We start from the raw sequence: 23358 nt of genomic DNA, 5'->3' as shown, positions 1-23358 counted from the left end.
TAAAGCGTTTTCACTTATAAACAAGTTGGCACGCTTCTTGCATAGATAATATTGGAGTAGAAAGGAAGGGTTGAGAAAATGAAACTAGAGGAACTTATCACCAAAGCAACCCAGCTCACTTCTAAAGTGGTAGCAATTGCAGCAGCCGAAGATGAAGAAGTGATCGAAGCGGTTTCTCATGCCTTAAACAAGCAGTTGGCTTCCTTTATACTGTTTGGACATGAGGAGAAAATACTAGCATTATTAAAAGAACACAATGTCGATGCATCACATCATGCACTGAAAATTGTTTCTGCTGATGGTACTAAGAAGGCATCAGAACTTGCTGTAAAAGCTGTTTCAAGCGGCGAAGCGGATGTACTGATGAAAGGAAATGTCCCAACAGCAACCATTCTTAAAGAAGTGTTAAACAAAGAGTATGGTTTGCGGACGGGCAATGTATTATCCCATGTTGCCGCATTTGAAGTGCCAGGTTATGAACAATTAATATTTGTAACAGATGCAGCAATGAATGTGGCGCCAGATCTTCAACAAAAAGTGCAGATTGTTCAAAACTCTGTTCATGTGGCAAGAGCGCTAGGGATTGAACTCCCGAGAGTTGCGCCACTCGCTGCCGTAGAGGTAGTGAACCCAGCGATGCAAGCTACGGTGGATGCAGCACTTCTTACACAAATGAATAATAGAGGTCAAATAAAAGACTGCCTCATTGATGGCCCACTAGCATTGGATAACGCAGTATCAGCACTTGCTGCTGAGCACAAGGGAATTCAAAGTGACGTGGCAGGACAAGCGGACATCCTGTTTGTTCCGACCATTGAAGTTGGAAATGTCTTATATAAATCATTAATCTACTTTGCAAAAGCGAAAGTCGGAGCAATCATTGCCGGCGCAAAAGCACCGATTGTGTTAACATCCAGAGCTGACTCAGCAGAGAGTAAACTAAACTCACTAGCCCTTGCGGTTTGTTCTGTGAAATAAATTAAAGTTCATAAAAAAACATAGCTGTTGATTGTAGAAAAAGGCGGTGACCCCTGAGGGAGATAGCGCTTGGTGGAGTCCCTAGGAAAGCAAAGCCTTTATCGGAAATCAACAGAGGTGTAGAACAAATTTCTAAAACTAAAAATCATTTACTATCTTGGGGAGGAATTTTATCATGGAAATTTTCAAATATATGGAGACTTACGACTACGAGCAACTGGTGATTTGCCAAGACAAACAATCAGGACTGAAAGCAATCATAGCTATTCACGATACAACACTTGGGCCTGCACTTGGCGGAACACGCATGTGGACTTACGCAAATGAAGGTGCAGCCATTGAAGATGCACTTCGTCTTGCAAAAGGGATGACTTACAAAAACGCTGCAGCTGGATTAAACCTTGGTGGCGGTAAAACAGTTATCATTGGTGACCCACGCACTGACAAAAACGAAGAAATGTTCCGAGCTTTCGGTCGTTACATCCAAGGATTAAACGGACGCTACATCACTGCAGAAGATGTTGGTACAACTGTAGCAGACATGGACTTGATCTATGAAGAAACAGACTATGTAACAGGTGTATCACCTGCATTCGGTTCTTCCGGTAACCCATCTCCTGTAACAGCATTTGGAGTATACCGCGGAATGAAAGCTGCAGCGAAAGAAGCATTTGGTACAGATTCATTAGAAGGAAAAGTTGTAGCTGTTCAAGGTGTAGGTAACGTGGCATTCAACCTTTGCCGTCATCTTCACGAAGAAGGTGCTCAGCTTATCGTAACAGATATCAATAAAGAAGCGGTTAACCGTGCAGTAGAAGAGTTCGGTGCAAGAGCAGTAGACATCAACGACATCTACAGTGTAGACTGCGACATCTATGCACCATGTGCACTTGGAGCAACTATCAATGACGAAACGATTCCTCAATTAAAAGCAAAAGTTATCGCTGGTGCAGCTAATAACCAGTTGCTTGATACTAAACACGGAGATATCATCCATGAAATGGGTATCGTTTATGCTCCTGACTATGTAATCAATGCTGGTGGTGTGATTAACGTAGCGGATGAGCTATATGGTTACAACCGTGAGCGTGCAATGAAAAAAGTAGAAGGAATTTACGACAACATTGAGAGAGTTATTGAAATTGCAAAACGTGACGGTATCCCAACATACCGTGCAGCAGATCGTCTTGCTGAAGAGCGTATTGAAAGAATGAAAAATTCTCGCAGTCAATTTTTACAAAATGGACATCATATTTTAAGCCGTCGTAACGGACGCTAATATAAATAAATATTAAGTTTCTCAGAAGGGGCAAACGGGGTGATGATGAATTCTCTCGTTTGCCGTCCGTCTGAAATGGAGGTTTCAACAGTGTTAGAAAAGGAATATCGCATACTTGTCATCAATCCAGGATCCACATCAACGAAAATCGGCGTATTTGATAATGAACGCTCTGTATTTGAGAAAACATTACGTCACGATAGCGAAACGATTAATTCCTTTGCAAGTATCTATGATCAATATGAATTTAGAAAAACGACTATTCTTGAGACATTGGATCAAGAAGGCATCAACATTTCCAAACTTAGTGCAGTATGTGGTCGCGGTGGACTTCTTCGTCCAATCGAAGGCGGAACATACTCCGTTAATAAAGAAATGTTACATGATTTGAAGATTGGTTTTGCTGGTCAGCATGCATCTAATCTTGGTGGAATCATTGCTTTTGAAATCGCTACAGGATTGAATATCCCATCTTTCATCGTTGACCCGGTGGTAGTGGACGAACTGTCTGACATCGCTCGTATTTCAGGATTCTCTCTAATCGAGCGCAAAAGTATTTTCCACGCCTTGAATCAAAAAGCCGTTGCGCGCAGAGTAGCCAAAGATCTTGGTAAAAAATATGAAGATCTAAACCTGATTGTTACTCACATGGGTGGAGGTATCACAGTGGGTACACACGTTGGAGGCCGAGTTGTCGATGTGAATAATGGTCTTCATGGAGACGGCCCGTTCAGTCCAGAACGTGCTGGTACGGTTCCTGCTGGTGATCTTGTATCACTATGTTTCTCCGGTGACTATTATCGTGATGAAATAATGAAAAAGCTAGTAGGACAAGGTGGCCTTGTTGGATACCTTGGAACCAATGATGCAGTGAAAGTGGAACAAATGATTGAAGCAGGCGATGAAAATGCCGCTTTAGTATATGATGCAATGGCTTATCAGGTTGCCAAAGAAATCGGGTCCGCAAGTGCAGTACTGGCAGGGAAAGTAGATGCCATCATTTTGACTGGTGGCCTTGCTTACGGAAAAGGGTTTGTAAAACAGATCTCCGAGCGCATTAGCTGGATTGCAGACGTCATCGTACAACCAGGTGAAAATGAATTACAAGCTCTTACAGAAGGAGCACTTCGCGTATTACGTGGTGAAGAAAAAGCAAAAGAATACCCTGGAACGGTCGTAGACACAAAAGTAGTACAGAGCTAGAAGGGAGCAAGGAATAATGGCACAAGAATATGATTTAGTCATCCTAGGTGGCGGAACAGGCGGGTATGTCGCGGCTATTCGTGCATCTCAACTTGGCTTAAAAACAGCAGTAGTAGAAAAGAAAAAAATCGGCGGAACATGCCTTCATGCTGGGTGTATCCCAAGTAAAGCATTACTTCGCAGTGCAGAAGTATTTGCGCAAACGAAGAACAGTGAAGAGTTCGGGGTAATCTCAGGAGAAGTAAAACTAGACTTCTTCAAAGTACAAGAACGCAAACAAAAAATCATCGATCAGCTTCACGGCGGTGTGCAACATCTAATGAAGCAAGGTAAAATCGATGTATTTTACGGAACAGGCCGTATCTTAGGACCTTCTATTTTCTCTCCAATGCCAGGAACAATTTCTGTTGAGTTTGAAAATGGTGACGAGAATGAAATGCTAATCCCAAAGAACGTTATTGTAGCAACAGGATCTCGTCCACGTTCTCTACCTGGACTTGAAATTGATGGAACACAAGTCATGACTTCTGATGAAGCATTATCACTAGAAGAACTTCCTAAATCAATTATCATCGTTGGTGGAGGCGTAATCGGTATCGAGTGGGCGTCCATGTTAGATGATTTCGGAGTAGAGGTAACGGTACTGGAGTATGCAGATCGTGTTTTACCAACAGAAGACAAAGAAGTATCAAAGGAAATGCAACGTCTGTTGAAAAAACGCGGAATTAAGGTAGTAACAAGTGCGAAGGTACTTCCAGAGACACTTGAAAAAGCAGATGAATCTGTAACAATCAAAGCGGAGCATAAAGGAGAAGAGAAATCCTTTACAGCAGAAAAGATGCTAGTATCCGTTGGCCGTCAAGCTAACGTAGAAGGCATTGGCCTTGAAAATACAGATATTCAAGTGGAAAAAGGATTCATTACAACCAATGACCGTTTCCAAACAAAAGAATCACATATCTATGCAATCGGTGATGTAATCGGCGGCTTGCAACTTGCACACGTTGCTTCCCACGAAGGAATCGTAGCAGTAGAGCATATGGCAAACGAAAATCCTGCGCCAATCGATTACTCTATGATTTCCAAATGTGTGTACTCAAGTCCTGAAGTGGCTTCTGTTGGTTACACGGAAGAAGAAGCAAAAGAAAAAGGCTTTGACGTGAAGACAGGTAAATTCTCTTTCCGTGCAATCGGAAAAGCACTTGTTTACGGAGAGTCTGATGGATTCGTGAAACTTGTAGTGAACAAAGAAAACGATGACATCCTCGGCGTTCACATGATTGGGCCACACGTTACCGACATGATCTCTGAAGCAGGACTTGCAAGAGTACTTGATGCAACACCATGGGAAATCGGCCACACGATTCACCCTCATCCATCCCTGTCCGAAGCAATCGGCGAAGCAGCCCTTGCAGTAGATGGAAAAGCGATACATTCGTAAAAATTTGATATGGGAGCTTCACGCTCCCAACTCTCTACATATAGGAGGTAAACTTAAATGGCAGAAAATCGTCACCAAGCTCTAGGGCTTACAGATGAAAACGTATTAGAAATGTTCGAAACAATGTTACTAGCTCGCCGTATTGACGAGCGCATGTGGTTATTAAACCGCGCAGGAAAAATACCATTCGTTATCTCTTGTCAAGGTCAAGAAGCAGCTCAAGTAGGAGCAGCATTCGCTCTAGACCGTGAAAAAGACTACGTACTACCATACTACCGTGACATGGGTGTTGTACTTACATTTGGTATGACAGCAACTGAATTAATGCTTTCCGGTTTCGCAAAAGCAGAAGATCCAAACTCAGGCGGACGTCAAATGCCAGGTCACTTTGGTCAAAAGAAAAACCGCATCGTAACTGGTTCTTCACCTGTAACAACACAAGTACCACACGCAGTTGGAGTGGCACTTGGTGGTCGTTTAGAAGGGAAAGACCTTTGTACGTTTGTAACATTTGGTGAAGGTTCATCCAACCAAGGGGACTTCCATGAAGGCGCTAACTATGCAGCAGTACACAAGCTACCAGTAATCTTCATGTGCGAAAACAACAAATATGCAATCTCTGTTCCTTATGAAAAACAAGTGGCTTGTGAGAAAATCTCAGACCGTGCACTAGGATACGGAATGCCTGGTATCACTATTGATGGAAACGACCCGCTTGAAGTTTATGCAGCAGTTAAAGAAGCAGCAGACCGTGGTCGTCGTGGCGAAGGCCCTACACTTGTAGAGGCTATTTCCTACCGTTTGACTCCTCACTCCAGTGATGATGATGATCGTGCATACCGTGAGCGTGACGAAGTGGCTGCAGCTAAAGCGAATGACCCAATCATCAGCTTTGCAGCTTACTTAAAAGAGGTTGGCGTATTAACAGATGAGAAAGAAAAAGAAATTAACGATAAAATTGCAAAAGAAGTAAACGAAGCAACAGAATACGCAGAAAATGCTCCATATGCAGATGCTGAATCCGCAATGAAGCATGTCTACGCAGAGTAAGGGGGAACTATCATGGCAGTTATTTCTTATATAGATGCAGTAACAATGGCCATCCGTGAAGAGATGGAACGTGATTCTAAAGTATTTGTACTTGGGGAAGACGTAGGAAGAAAAGGTGGAGTTTTTAAAGCGACAACCGGTCTTTACGATCAATTCGGTGAAGATAAAGTTATCGACACTCCTCTTGCAGAGTCAGCAATCGCTGGTGTGGCAATCGGTGCAGCAATGTACGGTATGCGTCCAATCGCAGAAATGCAGTTCGCGGACTTTATCATGCCTGCAGTTAACCAAATTATCTCCGAAGCGGCTAAAGTCCGTTACCGTTCCAACAACGACTGGACTTGTCCACTTGTTGTGCGTGCTCCATACGGCGGGGGAGTTCACGGTGCACTTTACCACTCCCAATCAGTTGAGGCAGTGTTCGCAAACCAACCTGGTTTGAAAATTGTTATGCCTTCTACTCCTTATGATGTAAAAGGATTACTGAAAGCAGCTATCCGTGATGAAGATCCAGTTCTATTCTTCGAGCACAAACGTGCATACCGTCTAATCAAAGGCGAAGTACCAACAGATGATTACGTATTACCAATCGGTAAAGCAGACGTAAAACGTGAAGGAGAAGACATCACGGTAATCACTTACGGTCTATGTGTACACTTTGCACTACAAGCAGCAGAGCGTCTTGCACAAGACGGAATCTCCGCACACATTCTTGACCTGCGTACTGTTTACCCGCTTGATAAAGAAGCAATCATGGAAGCTGCTTCTAAAACAGGAAAAGTTCTTCTACTTACGGAAGATACAAAAGAAGGAAGCATCATGAGTGAAGTATCTGCCATCATCGCAGAAAACTGCTTATTCGATCTTGACGCACCAATCATGCGCCTTGCTGGACCAGATGTACCTGCAATGCCATATGCTCCAACAATGGAAAAATACTTCATGGTTAACCCGGACAAAGTAGAAAAAGCGATGCGTGAGCTAGCTCAATACTAATACCTGAATTTTTAAGTGGAAGAGTGATTAAAGGAGGTTCTCATCATGGCAGTAGAAAAAATTACCATGCCGCAGCTTGGGGAAAGCGTAACGGAAGGAACAATCAGCCGCTGGATCGTAAGCGTGGGCGATAAAGTAAACAAATACGACCCTCTAGCAGAGGTTATGACAGATAAAGTTAATGCAGAAATCCCATCTTCTTTTACAGGAACAATCAAAGAACTTGTAGCAGAAGACGGTGACACACTAGCAGTAGGAGAAATCATCTGCTACATCGAAACAGAAGGCGGCGGAGAAGCAGAAGCTACTGCTGACGCACCAAAAGAGGAAAGTGCACCTGCACCTGCAACGAAATCTGAAGCACCAACAGCACCAGCTGTAGAAGATGATGCAGACGCACCTAACAAACGTCGCTACTCTCCAGCAGTTCTTCGTCTTGCACAAGAAAACAATGTAGATCTTGAACAAGTGAAAGGAAGTGGAGCAGGCGGCCGTATTACAAGAAAAGACATCCAAGCGGTGATCGATTCTGGTAACATCCCAACTGCTGATTCCAAGCCTGCAGCTGCTCAAGCTTCAACAGCGGAAGCTCCAAAGGCGGCACCTGCAGCACCTGCAGCACCAGCGGCTCCATCTGCACCTGCAGCAGCAAGTGCACCTAAATCAGCTCAACCTGTAAACGTACCAGTGGAAGCAGGCGACATCGAAATCCCTGTAACAGGTGTACGTAAAGCAATCGCTGCAAACATGCTGCGCAGCAAGCATGAAGCGCCACATGCTTGGACGATGATCGAAGTGGACGCGACAAACCTTGTAGAATACCGCAACTCCTTGAAGAGCGAGTTCAAGAAAAAAGAAGGCTACAACCTAACTTTCTTCGCATTCTTCGTAAAAGCGGTAGCGCAAGCATTGAAAGAATTCCCACAAATCAATTCCATGTGGGCTGGCGACAAAATCGTTCAAAAGAAAGACATCAATATTTCAATCGCCGTTGCAACAGATGACGCACTTTATGTGCCGGTTATCCGCAACGCTGATGAGAAGACAATCAAAGGCATTGCTCGTGAAATTACAGATCTTGCAAACAAAGTTCGTGCTGGTAAATTAACCTCTGCAGAGATGCAAGGTGGAACATTTACTGTCAACAACACTGGTTCATTCGGTTCTGTACAATCACAAGGAATCATCAACTACCCACAAGCAGCCATCCTGCAAGTGGAATCCATCGTGAAACGTCCAGTAGTCATGGACCACGGCATGATCGCTGTTCGCGACATGGTGAACCTATGTATGTCTCTTGACCACCGTGTACTTGATGGTCTTGTATGCGGACGCTTCCTAGCTCGCGTTAAAGAAATCATTGAGAAAATGTCTAAAGAGAATACGTCTATTTATTAAGATGTAAGATGTTTGTGGAAACCGATAAGGTCCTTCTAAAAGGAGGGCTTTGTCGGTTTTTTTGTTTTCGCCCGATTACTCGTGAAAATCGCCCGTTTTTTCGAAATATCGCCCGATTGCAGTCCAAAATCGCCCGTAAAATTAAATTTTCGCCCGTTTTTTCGAAATATCGCCCGAAAGACCTCTAGAATCGCCTGAAAAGTTTTGATCGCCGCCATTTTGGCCGGCCGTTTTTTTAAATGTCCTACAGACAAGTGGACGTATTTACAGGTGGAGCAACATACAATGGTTGCAGGCAAATAAATAACTATATTCAGAGGAGGCAGTCGATGAAAGCTGTTGTGTATACCAAATATGGTCCACCAGAGGTACTTCAATTAAAAGAGGTCGATAAACCAGTTCCAAAAGATAATGAAATTCTAATAAAAGTAGTGGCGACAGCTGTTAATGCAGCAGATTGGCGATTAAGAAAGGCGGACCCGGTTGCAGTGAAATTGTTCTTTGGATTGACACGTCCTAAGAAATCCATTCTAGGTGGAGTTCTGGCAGGAATAGTTGAGTCTGTAGGTAGTAATGTTACTCGGTTTAAAGAGGGAGACCAAGTTTTTGGATCTACAGGGATGAGCTTAGGAGCTTACGCGGAATATATATGCCTGCGCGAAGACGGAGTGATAGCATTAAAACCACACAATCTAAGCTATGTAGAAGCGGCCACTGTTCCGTTCGGAGGGCACACTGCTATTCATTTTCTAAGAAAAGCAAATATCCAACCTCGCCAAAAAGTTCTCATTTACGGGGCATCAGGTGCAGTCGGTACCGCAGCCATTCAACTAGCTAAAATATACGGCGCTGAGGTTACTGGAGTATGTAGCACAGCTAATGTCGAAATGGTGAAGTCTTTAGGGGCAGATAAAGTAATTGACTATACCAAAGAAGAAATCGGTGAAGAAAACTATGATGTCATTTTTGATACAGTAGGGAAAATCCCTTATCAAGCAATCAAGAAAACCCTTAAGAAAAAAGGAACGTGGATTCTTGGCGCAGCAGGAGTCACTCAGATGGTGCAGGGATACTGGAGTGGCATGGCACGCGGCTATAAAATAATATCAGGTGTTGCATTGGAAAAAGAAGACGATATTAAATTCTTGAAAGAACTAATTGAAAAAGGCAAGTATAAAGCAGTTCTCGATAAAAGCTATCCGATGGAACAATTAACAGTTGCTCACAGCTATGTAGAAAAGGGACACAAGAAAGGAAATGTTGGGGTTATTGTTGATGAAAACTACGATAAATAAGTAAAAAAATGGTGTAGGAACCGCTATGTTTCCTACACCATTTTTCAAATATTAAGGTTATCAGTTCTTCAAGAACATCCCATCCAACTCCCGCATCTTATCATAAGCCTCCAACAGATTTTCAGGTACAACCGTCCTTCCAAACACCCACGCATTTTTTTCGATTTGTCGCATCAAGATTTCTTTTTCATCTTCTCCACCATACATTAAAATTCTCAAGTCATGCTTGTTCTTTTTAAAATCCAGGTAATAGCCGACTTCATGAAAGAGTATGAGTTTCACAAAGTTTTCATCGGATTCTCTAATTTTATTATTTATCTTGGCTTTGTAACCATTAATCTGCAAATAATTGAATTTGATCGTGTTAGTGGAGATGTTAAAACTCATTGGTGCTTTCAAGTTATTGTCAAATTCAAAGTAAATATCTAAACCAAGTTCCTCTAATGTTTCATTAATTATGTTTTCAATATTCCATATGTATAACATCGCTACCAATCACTACCTTTTTATGAAACTATCATTTATATAGTAAGTATAGTTTTTTTGCCGGGTGAATACTACCGAAAAATAAATAATTCCAATGCTTTCTTTATTTGCCGTGCCCCCATAACTATATTAAAATAAATATATGAACTTTTGAAAAATTTAAATTTGTAAGCGATTACGAAATTAAGGGGACGAGGGGATGAAGATGAGTAGATTAAAAGACATGATAAACAATAGTTTCCCGAAAGTTACAATGGAAGAATGGGCTGAGCAAGCAGAAAAAGCGTTAAAGGGGAAGCCTGTATCCAAGCTCGACACCGTTACATACGAAGGAATCACACGTAAACCGGTATATACAGAAAACGATAATAATAATGCATCCAAACAATTAATAGAGAAGTCTGATTGGACAGTCAGCCAGCAATTGTATGCATCTACTTCGTTTGAAGAATTAAATGCTCAACTGAAAATGGAACTAGAAAGCGGCTTGCAGACCATTCATTTTGCCACTTTCCCATCAACAGAAGCTAATGCATTAATAATAAAAGACCAAACAAACTTAAAGACTTTATTAAATAATATCTCATTAAATGACATAACACTCCAAGTACATGCAGGCCCGAGTGCAACAACGTTCATCAATGCGTTAATCGATAGCGAGTTGGAAACGAAGAGTTTGCAAGGGATCATTGGAGCTGATCCAATTGGCGAGCTTGCAGCAACAGGATCACTGAATCAGCCATTGGAGCAGTATTATGATGAAATGAAATCCAATATCGAATGGAAGGAAAACAATGCTCCAGGACTTAAAACAGTGTGGGTGCAGTCCAATGCTTACCACAACGGGGGCGCTAATGCCGTGCAGGAGCTCGCAGCTGTTATGGCAACAGCAGTAGAATATTTACAGGCACTTATGATCAGAGGGATGTCTTTTGAAGAGGCTTCCCAGGAAATAGCATTTACTTTCCCTGTTGGAAGTGACTTTTTCATGGAACTTAGCAAGTTGAGGGCGGCAAGAGTGTTATGGGCAAATATCGTGGAGGCTTTTGGAGGGGATGAAAAAGCACAGACGATGACATTACATGCAACAACCTCAATATTCACAAAGTCAAACTTGGATCCGTATGTCAATATGCTGCGGACAACAACAGAGGCATTCTCTGCAGCCGTTGGTGGAGCTGACAGTATTAATGTGGACAGCTACCAGCAAGATTCGGACGCATTCTCACGAAGAATCGCCAGGAATACTCACTTTATCTTAAAAGAAGAGAGCTTCTTAAATAAAGTCGTAGATCCAGCAGCAGGGTCATTTTATGTCGAAAACCTAACAAATCAATTAGCTGATGAGGCATGGAAGTTGTTTCAGGAGCTGGATAAGCTTGGAGGTATAATGGAAGCTCTGCGAACGAACTTCCTTCAAGACCGCATTGTCGAGGTAAAAGAAACACGACTTAAGGATGTCCAATACAGGAAAAAAGTGTTGGTCGGTATCAATATGTTTGCCAATCTTCAAGAGGAATTAAAGTGGCAAATAAGCACAAAACGTACGAAAGAAAATGAGCATGCTCCAGAAAAAATACAGGCCATTCAGCCCCTAAGGCTTTCTGAAGCCTTTGAAAGTTTACGATACCAAGCGAAGTTGTATCAGGAAAAACAGGGGACATCACCAAAAGTTACCTTGATTAACCTTGGTACATTAGCATCACACAAGCCACGAACTGACTTCGCATCAGGCTTTTTCCAAGTAGGAGGTCTACAACCTGTAGTCAGTCCAAGCTTTGAAGAAGCCAAAGAAATTGTGGAGTGGGTATCTGATCAAAACATAACTGGCTATGTGTGCATGTGCGGAAGTGATGACACGTATGAAGAGTTCTTGAATGCAGCGGTTATGGCAGTCCATTCACCTAACCGAAAAGTATTAGTTGCCGGATACCCTGATGCAACTCGTCAAAAAGAGTTGCAGAAATTAGGGGTTAGTGATTTTATCCATATGCGCTCCAATTGTTATGAACAATTAGTAAAGATACACCAAGAAATGGGGTTGACAGACAATGAAGCCTGATTTTTCAACGAAAACACTGAATAAACATACCACTACGGCACAAACAGTGCCACTAACCAACGAAACGGTGGAAGAACTATTTTTTGAAACAAATGAACAGATTAAATTGAAGGCTAATTACACAGACGCTGACTTGGATGGAGCCGATCACTTGGGAACTCTTCCTGGTATGGCCCCGTATGTGCGTGGACCTTACCCGACGATGTATGTTAACCGTCCATGGACGATTCGTCAGTATGCAGGTTTTTCAACAGCAGAGGAGAGTAATGCATTCTACAGAAGAAACCTTGAAATGGGGCAAAAAGGGTTGTCGGTTGCCTTTGACCTTGCGACGCACCGAGGCTATGATTCTGATCATCCACGAGTAGAGGGGGATGTTGGGAAAGCTGGTGTAGCCATTGATTCCATTCTCGATATGAAAGTTCTTTTTGATGGAATTCCATTGGATAAAATGTCTGTGTCGATGACGATGAATGGCGCGGTACTGCCGATTATGGCGTTTTACATCGTTACCGCTGAGGAACAAGGGGTAAGTCCAGAGAAACTTTCTGGGACTATTCAGAATGATATTTTAAAAGAATATATGGTACGTAATACGTATATATATCCACCTGAGATGTCTATGCGAATCATCGGAGATATTTTTGCCTACACGTCCCAGCATATGCCGAAGTTTAATAGTATCAGTATTTCCGGCTACCACATGCAAGAAGCAGGAGCACCGGCGGATATTGAGCTTGCCTATACGCTTGCAGATGGTCTCGAATATGTGAGAACAGGATTGGAAGCTGGCATTGATATTGATAAGTTTGCGCCAAGACTATCATTCTTCTGGGCAATAGGTATGAACTTTTTTATGGAAGTGGCAAAAATGCGTGCCGCTCGATTTATCTGGGCGAAGATGATGAAGGAGTTTGCACCTCAAAATCCAAAGTCGATGGCCTTAAGGACCCATTCACAAACGTCTGGATGGAGCTTAACGGAACAGGATCCATTTAATAATGTGACGCGTACCTGCATTGAGGCTTTAGCGGCTGCCAATGGGCATACACAATCCTTGCACACCAACGCATTGGATGAAGCCATTGCACTACCAACGGACTTTTCCGCCCGTATTGCTCGTAATACACAGTTGTATTTGCAGGAGGAAACAGAGATAACAAAAGTAATCGATCCTTGGGCTGGTTCTTACTATGTAGAAACCTTGACAAAGGAATTGATTGATAAAGCCTGGGCACATATTGAAGAAATAGAAGAGCTTGGTGGCATGGCAAAAGCGATTGAAACTGGATTGCCGAAGATGAGAATAGAAGAGGCATCTGCACGTCGTCAAGCAAAAATCGATTCAGGCAAAGAATCCATCATTGGTGTGAACAAATTTCGTTTGGAAAAAGAAGATATGGCAATAGATGTTTTGGATATTGATAATGCCGAGGTTCGTAAAAAGCAAATCCATCGTTTGCAAGAGCTTCGTGAAAATAGAAATGAAACAGAAGTTGTTTCTGCTCTAGAAGCACTGACAGATGCGGCACGTACAGGGAAAGGCAATCTTCTCGAGCTAGCCGTTGACGCTGCCCGTGCGCGTGCAAGTTTAGGAGAAATTTCAGATGCTATTGAAAAGGTTGCTAATCGTCATCGTGCTGTTATCCGCTCTATCAGCGGCGTATATAGCAGTGAATTTTCCAATGAGGAAGAGATGAAGACCGTGAAGGATAAAATTGAGGAATTCCTAGAGCTTGAAGGAAGAAGACCGAGGATCATGATTGCGAAAATGGGACAGGACGGCCATGACAGGGGAGCAAAAGTAATCTCAACTGCGTTCGCCGACCTTGGGTTTGATGTGGATATTGGACCTCTTTTCCAAACACCTGCAGAAACCGCGCTGCAAGCAGTGGAAAATGACGTGCATGTTATCGGCATCAGTTCGCTTGCTGCCGGTCATAAAACACTTCTTCCACAACTTGTGGAAGAGCTGAAAAAATTAAATCGCGAAGACATCATCGTTGTTATAGGTGGAGTAATCCCAGCACAGGATTATGAATTTCTATATAGCAAAGGTGCATCCGCCATCTTCGGACCTGGAACGGTTATCCCTCGTGCCGCCGAAAAAGTTCTAGAGGAAATCTACGAACGCCTTGGCTATGAAGAAGTGGAAGAGACGCATGACTAAAGAGCGTAAACCTCGTAAAAAGGTGCTCAAAAAAGTGGAGCGGAGTACAGCGGATATCATTACTGGTATCCATGCAGGAGTACGATCTGACCTCGCTCAAGCTATCACGCTTGTGGAAAGCAATGCAACACGACATTTTCATAAAAGCCAAGAGATTATACAAGAGATCATGCCTTTGACTGGTCGCTCTGTCCGCATTGGGATTAGCGGCGTTCCAGGTGCAGGTAAGAGCACCTTTATTGAAGCGTTTGGGTTGTATTTGTGCGAGCAGGGCCATAAAGTGGCTGTGCTTGCAGTCGATCCGAGCAGTTCTAAGACAGGTGGAAGTATTCTTGGGGACAAAACGAGGATGGAGCAGCTTGCCAGACACCCTAAGGCGTTTATCCGTCCATCTCCTTCAAGTGGCACATTAGGTGGAGTTCATAGAAAAACACGTGAAAGCATTCTTTTATGTGAAGCAGCTGGCTATGATGTGATTTTAGTAGAGACTGTTGGAGTGGGACAAAGTGAAGCGATAGTGCGTGATATGGTGGATTTCTTCTTACTGCTTGTTCTTACAGGTGCAGGGGATGAGCTTCAAGGTATGAAGAAAGGCATTATGGAGCTTGTGGATGCGATTGTCGTGAATAAAGCGGATGGAGATAATAAAAAAAGAGCCGATAAAACAGCTCATGAGTACAAACAGATCCTTCATTTCTTGCAGCCTGCAACAGAAGGATGGGAAACGAAGACATTTACTTGTTCGGCTTTAAATAATGTGAATGTTGATGAGACCTGGAAGATCGTTCAAGAGTTTGTGCAAAGCACGAAGGATTCCGGAGCTTTTGGAGAGCGAAGGAATGCACAAAAGAAGACTTGGTTTTATACTTCGTTGAAGGATCAAATAGAGCGGATGTTTTTTGAGGATGAAAAGGTGAAAAAAGAGTTGTCGATTCTTGAGCAGCAAGTTGGGAAAGATGAAGTTTCAGTATCTTTGGCTGTGGAGAAGTTAATTGCAAGTTACAGACAATAATAAGGGGCTACAAAAAAAGGAAAGTGAGCATATCACTTTCCTTCATCTAGGGAGTATAGGGGTATGGATATCTGGATGCTACTGGTATAATACCCTCCAACTTAGAAAATAAACCTTTTTTATTTTATTTATTTGAAAAAAATTGGTATGATAGAGATAGTTTAAGAAGAGGTGATACAACATGAATATCGATTTTAATATGTTTATGAATGATGTTGTTCGTACTGCCAGAGAAGAAATGGATAACGCTGGCTATGAGCAACTTAGAACAGTAGAAGATGTTGAAGAAGCATTTGCACGTAAAGGGACGACACTTGTAATGGTTAACTCTGTTTGTGGTTGTGCCGGCGGTATTGCTCGTCCAGCTGCAACGCATGCGGTGCATTATGACAAGCGTCCAACACACTTAGTTACTGTGTTTGCAGGTCAAGATAAAGAAGCGACAGAGAAAGCACGCGAATATTTCGAAGGCTATCCACCATCCTCTCCTTCTTTTGCTTTATTAAAAGACGGCAAGATTGTAACAATGGTAGAAAGACACGAAATTGAAGGCCATGCGCCAATGTCTGTTATCACAAAGCTACAAGGGTATTTTGAAGAGCATTGTGAAGAGCTGTAAGATTTAAAAAAATGTCGATTCCAAATATGGGATCGGCATTTTTTTGTTGTGTAGAAAACTAATATTTACCGCTACATCCTCCACCCATAGCATATTACAATAATAGTTAGGCAGTTTATTAGGAGGAAGTAACAAAATATGCAACTTAGACGGAAACTTACGCTATATTTATTGGCTCTACTGGTTCTTGTGAGTGCAGTAGTTATATATTTAATAAATTCTACAAAGTCAGTACCTACTAAATCGGCTACAGAAAAGATACCAGAAGTCGTGGAGGAAACCGACAACCCACCTGAGATTATTAATTTTACCCATACTTCTTCAGATGAGAATGATGATTCTGTAGTAAGTGGGGATGTAGAACTTCAAGTTGAGGCAAAAGATGACAACGAAATCATTAAAATTGAATATTACTCTAGCAATGGCGACTACTTAATTGGCGAAAAGACAGAAGCGCCATACACTATCAATTGGTCCACCGATCCTTGCGTGGAAAATGGAGAGCAGATACTGAAAGCCGTTGTGTATGATAGCGCCGGACATAAGGCGGAAGCAACGAAAAAGGTAACAGTAGAAAATAAAGAAGTACCAGAAGCGGACTACAAAATGGTCGGTTATTATGCTGGTTGGTCCAGTTATTCGGGATTTAACGTGGCCAACATTGATGCTAGTAAACTGACACATATAAACTATGCATTTGCTAATATATCACCCGATGGAGAAATAGTTGTGGGAGACCCTGCAATTGACCATGAAAATTTCAATGACATGCAACAGCTAAAGAAACAGCACCCTCATCTGAAAACGATGATTTCTGTTGGTGGTTGGACTTGGTCGAAGAACTTTTCTGATGCAGCGGCAACTGAAGCTTCCAGAGCCAAATTTGCAGAAAGTGTGCGACGATTTATTTTGGAAAATGGCTTTGATGGGGTGGATTTGGATTGGGAGTACCCAGTGAGTGGAGGACATCCTAATAATATAAACCGCCCAGAGGATAAACGTAATTACACCCTTTTACTTAAAACGATCAGGGAAACCTTGAACGACCAAGAAAAAAAGGATGGCAAGGAGTATTTGCTAACAATCGCGGCGGGAGCGAGTTCGTCTCATGCTGCAAACATGGAATTAGCAGAGCTGCATCAATATGTTGATTATATTCAATTGATGACCTATGACATCAATGGGGAATGGGATGAGCTGACTGGATTGAATGCACCATTGTATCCAGATCCCAATAGTGCGTTCAGTTGGCAGTGGAGTGTTCAAGACGGTATAATAACCTATTTGAAAAGCGGTGTTCCGGCATATAAGCTGGTGATGGGATTGCCTTTTTACGGGAGGGTGTTCCATAATGCTGATTCTGCTAATAACGGACTGTATCAGTCTTTTAGATGGGGTACATCGTTTAGCTATGCCAAGCTTGAATCGCATTACATTAATAAGAACGGATTTAAGCGTTACTGGTTAGAAGATACGGAAGTACCGATTCTTTATGATGGCAATACGTTTATTAGTTATGATGATGAAGAGTCGATAGTGAAGAAGACCAAATTTCTGAAAGATAAAGGACTAGGTGGAGCGATGGTATGGGAATTAAGTCAGGATCCTGAGAGAGTATTATTGGAACGAATTTATACAGAATTGAATAGATAGAGATAGAAATAAATATTAAATAAATTGAAGCTATATATTCATCACTAAAAACGCTCATAAGGAGCGTTTTTTATTGTGAAATATTCTGGCTTAGGATAACTAATAGGAATAAAGATTCAATATTTTCGTAATAAAAAGAAAACGGTTGCACGGAAGAAATTCATCATGTTATTATAAATTTGAAATGGACAACTATGAAAAATATACCATCGTTTGCACAATGAAAAAATAGAGAATTGGGGAGTGATATTAATAGAGATTTATTTTTTTGGATTGTTATGAAAGCGTTTGCACAAAAAAGAGAGGGGTATGTTATGAAGTTTGAGAATCGAATAGTAAGTTTAGTATTAACAATATTGTTAGCTGTAGCGGTGCTGATTCCGTATACATCGGAACCAGCGAAAGCTCATCATAATGGGACAAATGGAACCATGATGCAATATTTCGAATGGTATTTACCAAACGATGGAAATCATTGGAACAGGTTAAGAGATGACGCAGCAAACTTAAAAAGTAAAGGTATAACAGCTGTATGGATTCCACCTGCTTGGAAGGGGACTTCCCAAAATGATGTAGGTTATGGAGCCTATGATTTATATGACCTAGGAGAGTTTAACCAAAAAGGTACCATTCGTACAAAATATGGAACACGCAGCCAGCTTCAGTCTGCAGTGACATCTTTAAAGAATCAAGGTATTCAGGTATATGGTGATGTCGTCATGAATCATAAAGGTGCAGCAGATGGTACAGAAATGGTAAATGCAGTGGAAGTGAACCGCAGCAATCGAAATCAGGAAATCTCAGGAGAGTATACAATTGAAGCATGGACGAAGTTTGATTTTCCTGGCAGAGGAAATACGCATTCTAGCTTTAAATGGCGATGGTACCATTTTGATGGGACAGATTGGGATCAGTCACGTCAGCTTCAAAACAAGATTTATAAGTTTAGGGGAACAGGCAAGGCATGGGACTGGGAAGTCGATACAGAGAATGGAAACTATGACTATCTTATGTATGCTGACGTTGATATGGATCACCCTGAAGTAATAAATGAACTTAGAAACTGGGGAGTTTGGTATACCAATTCTCTAAATCTTGATGGATTTAGAATTGATGCAGTGAAACATATAAAATATAGCTTTACGAGAGATTGGCTTACACATGTTCGTAACACCACAGGCAAACCAATGTTTGCAGTGGCAGAGTTTTGGAAAAATGACCTTGGTGCAATTGAAAACTATTTGAATAAAACAAGCTGGAACCACTCGGTATTTGATGTCCCTCTTCACTATAATTTGTACAATGCATCTAGCAGCGGTGGATATTATGATATGAGAAATATTCTAAATGGTTCTGTCGTGCAAAAACACCCTACACATGCGGTCGCATTTGTTGATAATCATGATTCCCAGCCTGGGCAAGCATTGGAATCCTTTGTTCAGTCATGGTTTAAACCACTAGCATATGCATTAATCCTGACGAGGGAACAAGGTTACCCTTCTGTTTTTTATGGAGATTACTACGGAATCCCAAACAATGGTGTTCCCGCATTGAAAACAAAAATAGACCCGCTTTTACAGGCGCGTCAAACCTATGCGTATGGATTACAGCATGACTATTTTAATCATCAAGATATTATCGGATGGACAAGAGAGGGCGACAGTTCCCATCCAAATTCAGGACTTGCCACCATTATGTCAGATGGTCCTGGTGGTGGTAAATGGATGTATGTCGGTAAAAATAAAGCAGGACAAGTTTGGAGAGATATTACAGGGAATAAAACCGGCACCGTCACAATAAACGCAGATGGATGGGGTAATTTCTCTGTTAATGGAGGGTCTGTTTCTGTTTGGGTGAAGCAATAACAGTTCTTCTGGGGGATGATTAATTAAATGAAAATTGCGCTGCTACATGCGGAAATTAGTGATCTATCATATCACATGTATAAATTAGAGGCGTATGCAACCGTCCCTATTAGCACAATGGATAATAAAGAACCTATGATGATCTATTCAATTGGTGCTCACTTTGACAAAGTCCATAGTACGAATGTAACGGTAATGGGTAATCAAAGAGTTATCAAGTTTGATATCTTGTTAACGAAACAGTCTGGATTATTAGCAGAAGGGCTTACTTTTCAATTAAGCCTTTCTTCTTCCTATATAACAGGTGATTATCATATTGGAGGAAGCTTTGGAAATATTGTTCTAGAAGAATCAATAATTAAACATCATTTACTATATTTACAACACCTAAAACTAACAGGATCAATTTTGATAAAATCTTCGTATAACAAGAGAAGTGTTCGATTTGTATGTTTTAATGAGAGCCACTCACTAATTAGTGAAGCGAGGTTTAAAGAGTACATTCCATTTAGTAAGATAGAACTTTGGGAATATACTGTTAATTTAAACGAAGAAAGCCTAACAGACGATTTGTTTTTCTATGTAGAGCTAATAGGAGAAAACATTTCTTACAAGGATAATAATTTCCAGAAATTTTACAAGTTGTGGGAACAAGTACCTCGTCTCACATAAGATACTAAAGAAGCTACAAAACCAATTGAACTGGGTTTTGTGGCTTTTTTTTATACAAAACAGAATATACCTTACTTCTAAATAAAGTTTAGATTAATTCTTATATTTAAATTAATGTTTCCATGTTTCCCACTTCACAACAATTATATAATAGGTTAGTAACTTAAGAAATTCTTAAGAAAATACTTCAATAATACTTAAGATTTACCATATATGATGTGTATATAAAGAAACAATGGTAAGTGGGAGAAGGGTGAGAAATGGCGAACTATACGGTATTGGTAGTAGATGATGAGAAAGAAATTAGAGATGCGATTGAGATTTATTTGAAAAATGAAGGTGTTAGGGTCTTAAAAGCTCAAGATGGGGTGGAAGCGTTAGAAATGCTTCATGAAAATGAAGTGCATCTCATTTTACTAGATGTGATGATACCAAGGCTCGATGGGATATCTGCGACGCACAGAATTCGCGAGGAGAAGAACATCCCGATCATTATTTTAAGCGCAAAAAGTGAGGATACCGATAAAATCCTTGGGCTTCAGATGGGAGCAGATGATTATGTAACAAAGCCTTTTAATCCAATGGAGCTTGTCGCGAGAGTGAAATCGCAGCTCAGAAGGTATGTAACACTTGGAACGTTTGAAGGAATCAAGAAAGTAATTGATTTGAACGGCCTGACCATTGATAAGGAATCGAAGGAAGTAACAGTTCAGGGAGATCCGGTCAAGTTGACGCCAATTGAATACAAAATAGTGGAGCTGTTGATGACTAATGCCGGTCGGGTATTTTCCATCAATGATATATACGAGCGGGTATGGAAAGAACCTGGCTACAATGCGGAAAATACAGTGGCGGTACATATTAGGAAAATTAGAGAGAAGATAGAGATAGATTCGAAAAATCCAAGATATTTAAAGGTGGTATGGGGGATTGGGTACAAGATGGAGAAATAGAATAATAGCTTTTTTAATGGCACTAGTTTTTGTTTGTGCGCTAAGCGGGAGCTTTTATTTTATCTATAACTTAGATCGATTTGGACAGAAAAATTATTTTGAAACAGATGAGTTCCAAAGTGAGCTTGACGGATTTGCCAACTATTTAATTAGGGGCGAACTTGGAACTGTGTCAATAGAAAGTGTAAAAGAAAAAATTACCGTTACCATGGAAGAAATAGAAGAACACCGTTATAGATACGGTTCATTGGATGCTCAACTTGATAACATCCGCTATCAATATGAGGAGCGACTTCAACTTGCAGAGGATGGCGAAATAAGCGAGCAACCAGAAGAGATAGTAGCTGAAAGAGATGCAAAATTAGAAGATATTCAAAAAAACTTCTCAAGTGATGAGCATGTAGAGAAGAAAATAAGAGCAGAAAAAGAAAAAATAGTGGAAGCCTACTTTGAAGATGAGAGTAACTTCACTTCTGATTCATACAGATTTAACAAGGATTTCTTATACTTTTTTGAACAAAATGGAGAAAGTTTTACTAACACAGATGCCGAAATTAATTCAAAAGAACAATTATTCAATGAGAATAACATGCAATATGTTACTAATTACACGATACATGGAGATAGGTATTTTCATTCATACAATTGGCCGTATGAGGATTGGCTGTACCAAGCACTGGCGGATGTTAGAGGTGATTTTAATGGGGAAATTGGTGTGCCATTAGAACTTGCATCCGATAGCCTATTGATGACTTTTAAAACTAATTATGAAGAGAAAAGGATTTGGTTTTGGAGACTTGGGATAAGTTCACTGATTGTATTATTATTATGGTTTGTCACCATGTTAAAAATTATTTCTCTGCCAAAACAAGCTGGGAAGTGGCAAAACCTATACGGAAAAATTCCGGTTGACCTTAGGATTGCGGTGACGGGAATCTCTACCTTTTTATTATTGTTCAGTCTAATGTGGGTACATGATTGTATCAATCAATTGACATACAGCTTATCAACAGCATGGGCTACTGAATTCATAATTAGTATTCTAATCTCAGCATGCATGAGTTTACTAACTTACTACCAAATAAGATATTTGATAGCAACCATGCGAAATATGTCTGATTTTAAGGAAGCATGGACAAGAAGTGTGCTTCTTAGAGCATTAATATTTTGTAAAAAGGTGTATAAAAAGTTCTTCCGTATCGTAAAGGAAGCATTTCTAAATACAACTACAGGCATCCAAGTGTTCATTCTCCTGGGGATCATCTTTGGACTAGGCTTTGGTTTCTTTATGATCTTTATTGATATAGCTTTCTTCCTGCTATATTTTCTCTTTGCTATATTTATTGGTGTGCCAACGTTCATTCTTTTAGTAAAAAGTGTCGGTTATTTCAATAAGATCTCCATCAAAACAGAGGAGATGGCATTAGGTAAATTAGGGGAGCCAATTGAAGTAAAGGGAAATTCCATCCTTGCTAAAATGGCAGCAAACCTGAATGTATTGAATCAAGGGGTAAAGGTATCTTTAAACGAGCAGGCAAAAAGTGAGAGATTGAAAACGGAGCTGATTACAAATGTCAGCCATGATCTTCGAACACCGTTAACCTCCATCATCACTTATACGGAGCTTTTGAAGAAAAGCGACCTGAATGCTGATGACCGATCCGCCTACCTTGAGATTATTGATAGGAAGTCACAACGTTTAAAGGGACTAATTGAGGATTTATTTGAAGTTTCCAAAATGGCGAGTGGAAATATTGAGCTTGTTAAAGAGCGTGTAGATTTAAATCAGCTTCTTCAACAAGCTCTGGCGGAATATGATGATTCATTAAAGGAATCAAATCTGCAATTTCGTGTTGCAAACACGGATAAACCTTTATATGCCATGGTAGATGGACAGAAAATGTGGCGAGTATTTGATAACTTAATTGGAAATATCGTGAAATACTCCTTGGAAAACTCTCGAGTATATATACAGGCCCATCAGTATGAAAACAAAGCAAAAATTACGTTTAAAAATGTATCAAAATACGAGTTGAATGATCAAAGTGAGGAATTATACGAACGTTTTAAAAGAGGAGATACCTCCAGACATACAGATGGTTCTGGACTTGGCCTTGCTATTGCAAAATCTATCATCGATCTTCATGAAGGAAGTCTCGATATTGAAACGGACGGCGATTTATTTAAAGTGAATATCTGTTTGAGAGTGGTGGAATAGGTGGATTT

18 protein-coding genes are annotated in these 23358 nt (G+C 40.9%); 17 read left to right on the top strand and 1 reads right to left on the bottom strand.

Annotated elements, in window-relative coordinates; translation table 11 throughout:
* Positions 1-78: 78 nt before the first annotated feature.
* The 8 genes from yqiS to HF078_RS14400 all read left to right on the top strand — a co-directional run bounded on the left by yqiS (position 79) and on the right by HF078_RS14400 (position 9640).
* Entirely contained in the window at positions 79-978 is a 900-nt protein-coding gene (gene yqiS, locus HF078_RS14435; RefSeq protein ID WP_169291787.1) for a phosphate butyryltransferase, read from the top strand.
* A 175-nt stretch (positions 979-1153) separates the two neighbouring features.
* Positions 1154-2257 (top strand): branched-chain amino acid dehydrogenase, encoded by a 1104-nt coding sequence (gene bcd / locus HF078_RS14430; RefSeq protein ID WP_088018743.1) that lies wholly within the window; start codon positions 1154-1156, stop codon positions 2255-2257.
* A 75-nt stretch (positions 2258-2332) separates the two neighbouring features.
* Positions 2333-3460 (top strand): butyrate kinase, encoded by a 1128-nt coding sequence (gene buk, locus HF078_RS14425; protein ID WP_205831640.1) that lies wholly within the window; start codon positions 2333-2335, stop codon positions 3458-3460.
* Between the two features lie 16 nt (positions 3461-3476).
* Positions 3477-4901, top strand: a complete 1425-nt coding sequence (gene lpdA / locus HF078_RS14420) for a dihydrolipoyl dehydrogenase (protein WP_169291786.1) — start codon at positions 3477-3479, stop codon at positions 4899-4901.
* 57 nt (positions 4902-4958) lie between these two features.
* A complete protein-coding gene (locus tag HF078_RS14415) occupies positions 4959-5951 on the top strand; it encodes a thiamine pyrophosphate-dependent dehydrogenase E1 component subunit alpha (protein ID WP_010194908.1) in 993 nt (330 codons plus the stop codon).
* Positions 5952-5963: 12 nt separating this feature from the next.
* Positions 5964-6947 carry an alpha-ketoacid dehydrogenase subunit beta gene (locus tag HF078_RS14410; RefSeq protein WP_169291785.1) on the top strand — a complete coding sequence of 328 codons (984 nt, stop codon included), beginning with the start codon at positions 5964-5966 and terminating at the stop codon, positions 6945-6947.
* A 45-nt stretch (positions 6948-6992) separates the two neighbouring features.
* A complete protein-coding gene (locus HF078_RS14405; protein ID WP_169291784.1) occupies positions 6993-8345 on the top strand; it encodes a dihydrolipoamide acetyltransferase family protein in 1353 nt (450 codons plus the stop codon).
* A gap of 329 nt (positions 8346-8674) precedes the next feature.
* Positions 8675-9640: an NAD(P)-dependent alcohol dehydrogenase gene (locus HF078_RS14400; protein ID WP_169291783.1), complete on the top strand. Its 966-nt coding sequence runs from the start codon at positions 8675-8677 to the stop codon at positions 9638-9640.
* 60 nt (positions 9641-9700) lie between these two features.
* Here HF078_RS14400 and HF078_RS14395 read toward each other — a convergent pair whose 3' ends face one another.
* Complete coding sequence (locus tag HF078_RS14395; RefSeq protein WP_169291920.1) at positions 9701-10126, bottom strand: hypothetical protein; 426 nt, start codon at positions 10124-10126, stop codon at positions 9701-9703.
* Between the two features lie 199 nt (positions 10127-10325).
* Here HF078_RS14395 and HF078_RS14390 point away from each other — a divergent pair, with 199 nt between their 5' ends.
* The 9 genes from HF078_RS14390 to HF078_RS14350 all read left to right on the top strand — a co-directional run bounded on the left by HF078_RS14390 (position 10326) and on the right by HF078_RS14350 (position 23350).
* Complete coding sequence (locus tag HF078_RS14390) at positions 10326-12188, top strand: methylmalonyl-CoA mutase family protein (RefSeq protein WP_169291782.1); 1863 nt, start codon at positions 10326-10328, stop codon at positions 12186-12188.
* On the top strand, positions 12178-14358 hold the full coding sequence (scpA, locus tag HF078_RS14385; protein ID WP_169291781.1) for a methylmalonyl-CoA mutase: 2181 nt from the start codon (positions 12178-12180) through the stop codon (positions 14356-14358). Before HF078_RS14390 ends, scpA begins: the two co-directional genes overlap by 11 nt.
* Positions 14351-15370 (top strand): methylmalonyl Co-A mutase-associated GTPase MeaB, encoded by a 1020-nt coding sequence (meaB, locus tag HF078_RS14380; protein WP_169291780.1) that lies wholly within the window; start codon positions 14351-14353, stop codon positions 15368-15370. The genes scpA and meaB overlap by 8 nt, the downstream gene beginning before the upstream one ends.
* Positions 15371-15551: 181 nt before the next feature.
* On the top strand, positions 15552-15989 hold the full coding sequence (locus HF078_RS14375; protein WP_010194943.1) for a BrxA/BrxB family bacilliredoxin: 438 nt from the start codon (positions 15552-15554) through the stop codon (positions 15987-15989).
* A 138-nt stretch (positions 15990-16127) separates the two neighbouring features.
* On the top strand, positions 16128-17642 hold the full coding sequence (locus HF078_RS14370) for a glycosyl hydrolase family 18 protein (protein WP_169291779.1): 1515 nt from the start codon (positions 16128-16130) through the stop codon (positions 17640-17642).
* Between the two features lie 278 nt (positions 17643-17920).
* Positions 17921-19507: an alpha-amylase gene (amyS, locus tag HF078_RS14365; RefSeq protein ID WP_481748020.1), complete on the top strand. Its 1587-nt coding sequence runs from the start codon at positions 17921-17923 to the stop codon at positions 19505-19507.
* 27 nt (positions 19508-19534) lie between these two features.
* A complete protein-coding gene (locus HF078_RS14360) occupies positions 19535-20179 on the top strand; it encodes a hypothetical protein (RefSeq protein ID WP_169291777.1) in 645 nt (214 codons plus the stop codon).
* Positions 20180-20439: 260 nt separating this feature from the next.
* The gene (locus HF078_RS14355) at positions 20440-21132 is read left to right on the top strand and encodes a response regulator transcription factor (protein ID WP_169291776.1); all 693 of its coding nucleotides are present in this window, start codon (positions 20440-20442) and stop codon (positions 21130-21132) included.
* The gene (locus tag HF078_RS14350) at positions 21110-23350 is read left to right on the top strand and encodes a sensor histidine kinase (RefSeq protein WP_169291775.1); all 2241 of its coding nucleotides are present in this window, start codon (positions 21110-21112) and stop codon (positions 23348-23350) included. Before HF078_RS14355 ends, HF078_RS14350 begins: the two co-directional genes overlap by 23 nt.
* The last annotated feature ends 8 nt before the right edge of the window (positions 23351-23358 follow it).

The organism is Bacillus sp. RO2 (genome assembly GCF_012911845.1).
GTDB lineage: Bacteria > Bacillota > Bacilli > Bacillales > Bacillaceae_I > Sutcliffiella_A.
The sequence above is the reverse complement of the archived record's forward strand: the minus strand, read 5'-3'. Positions and strand labels throughout refer to the sequence as shown.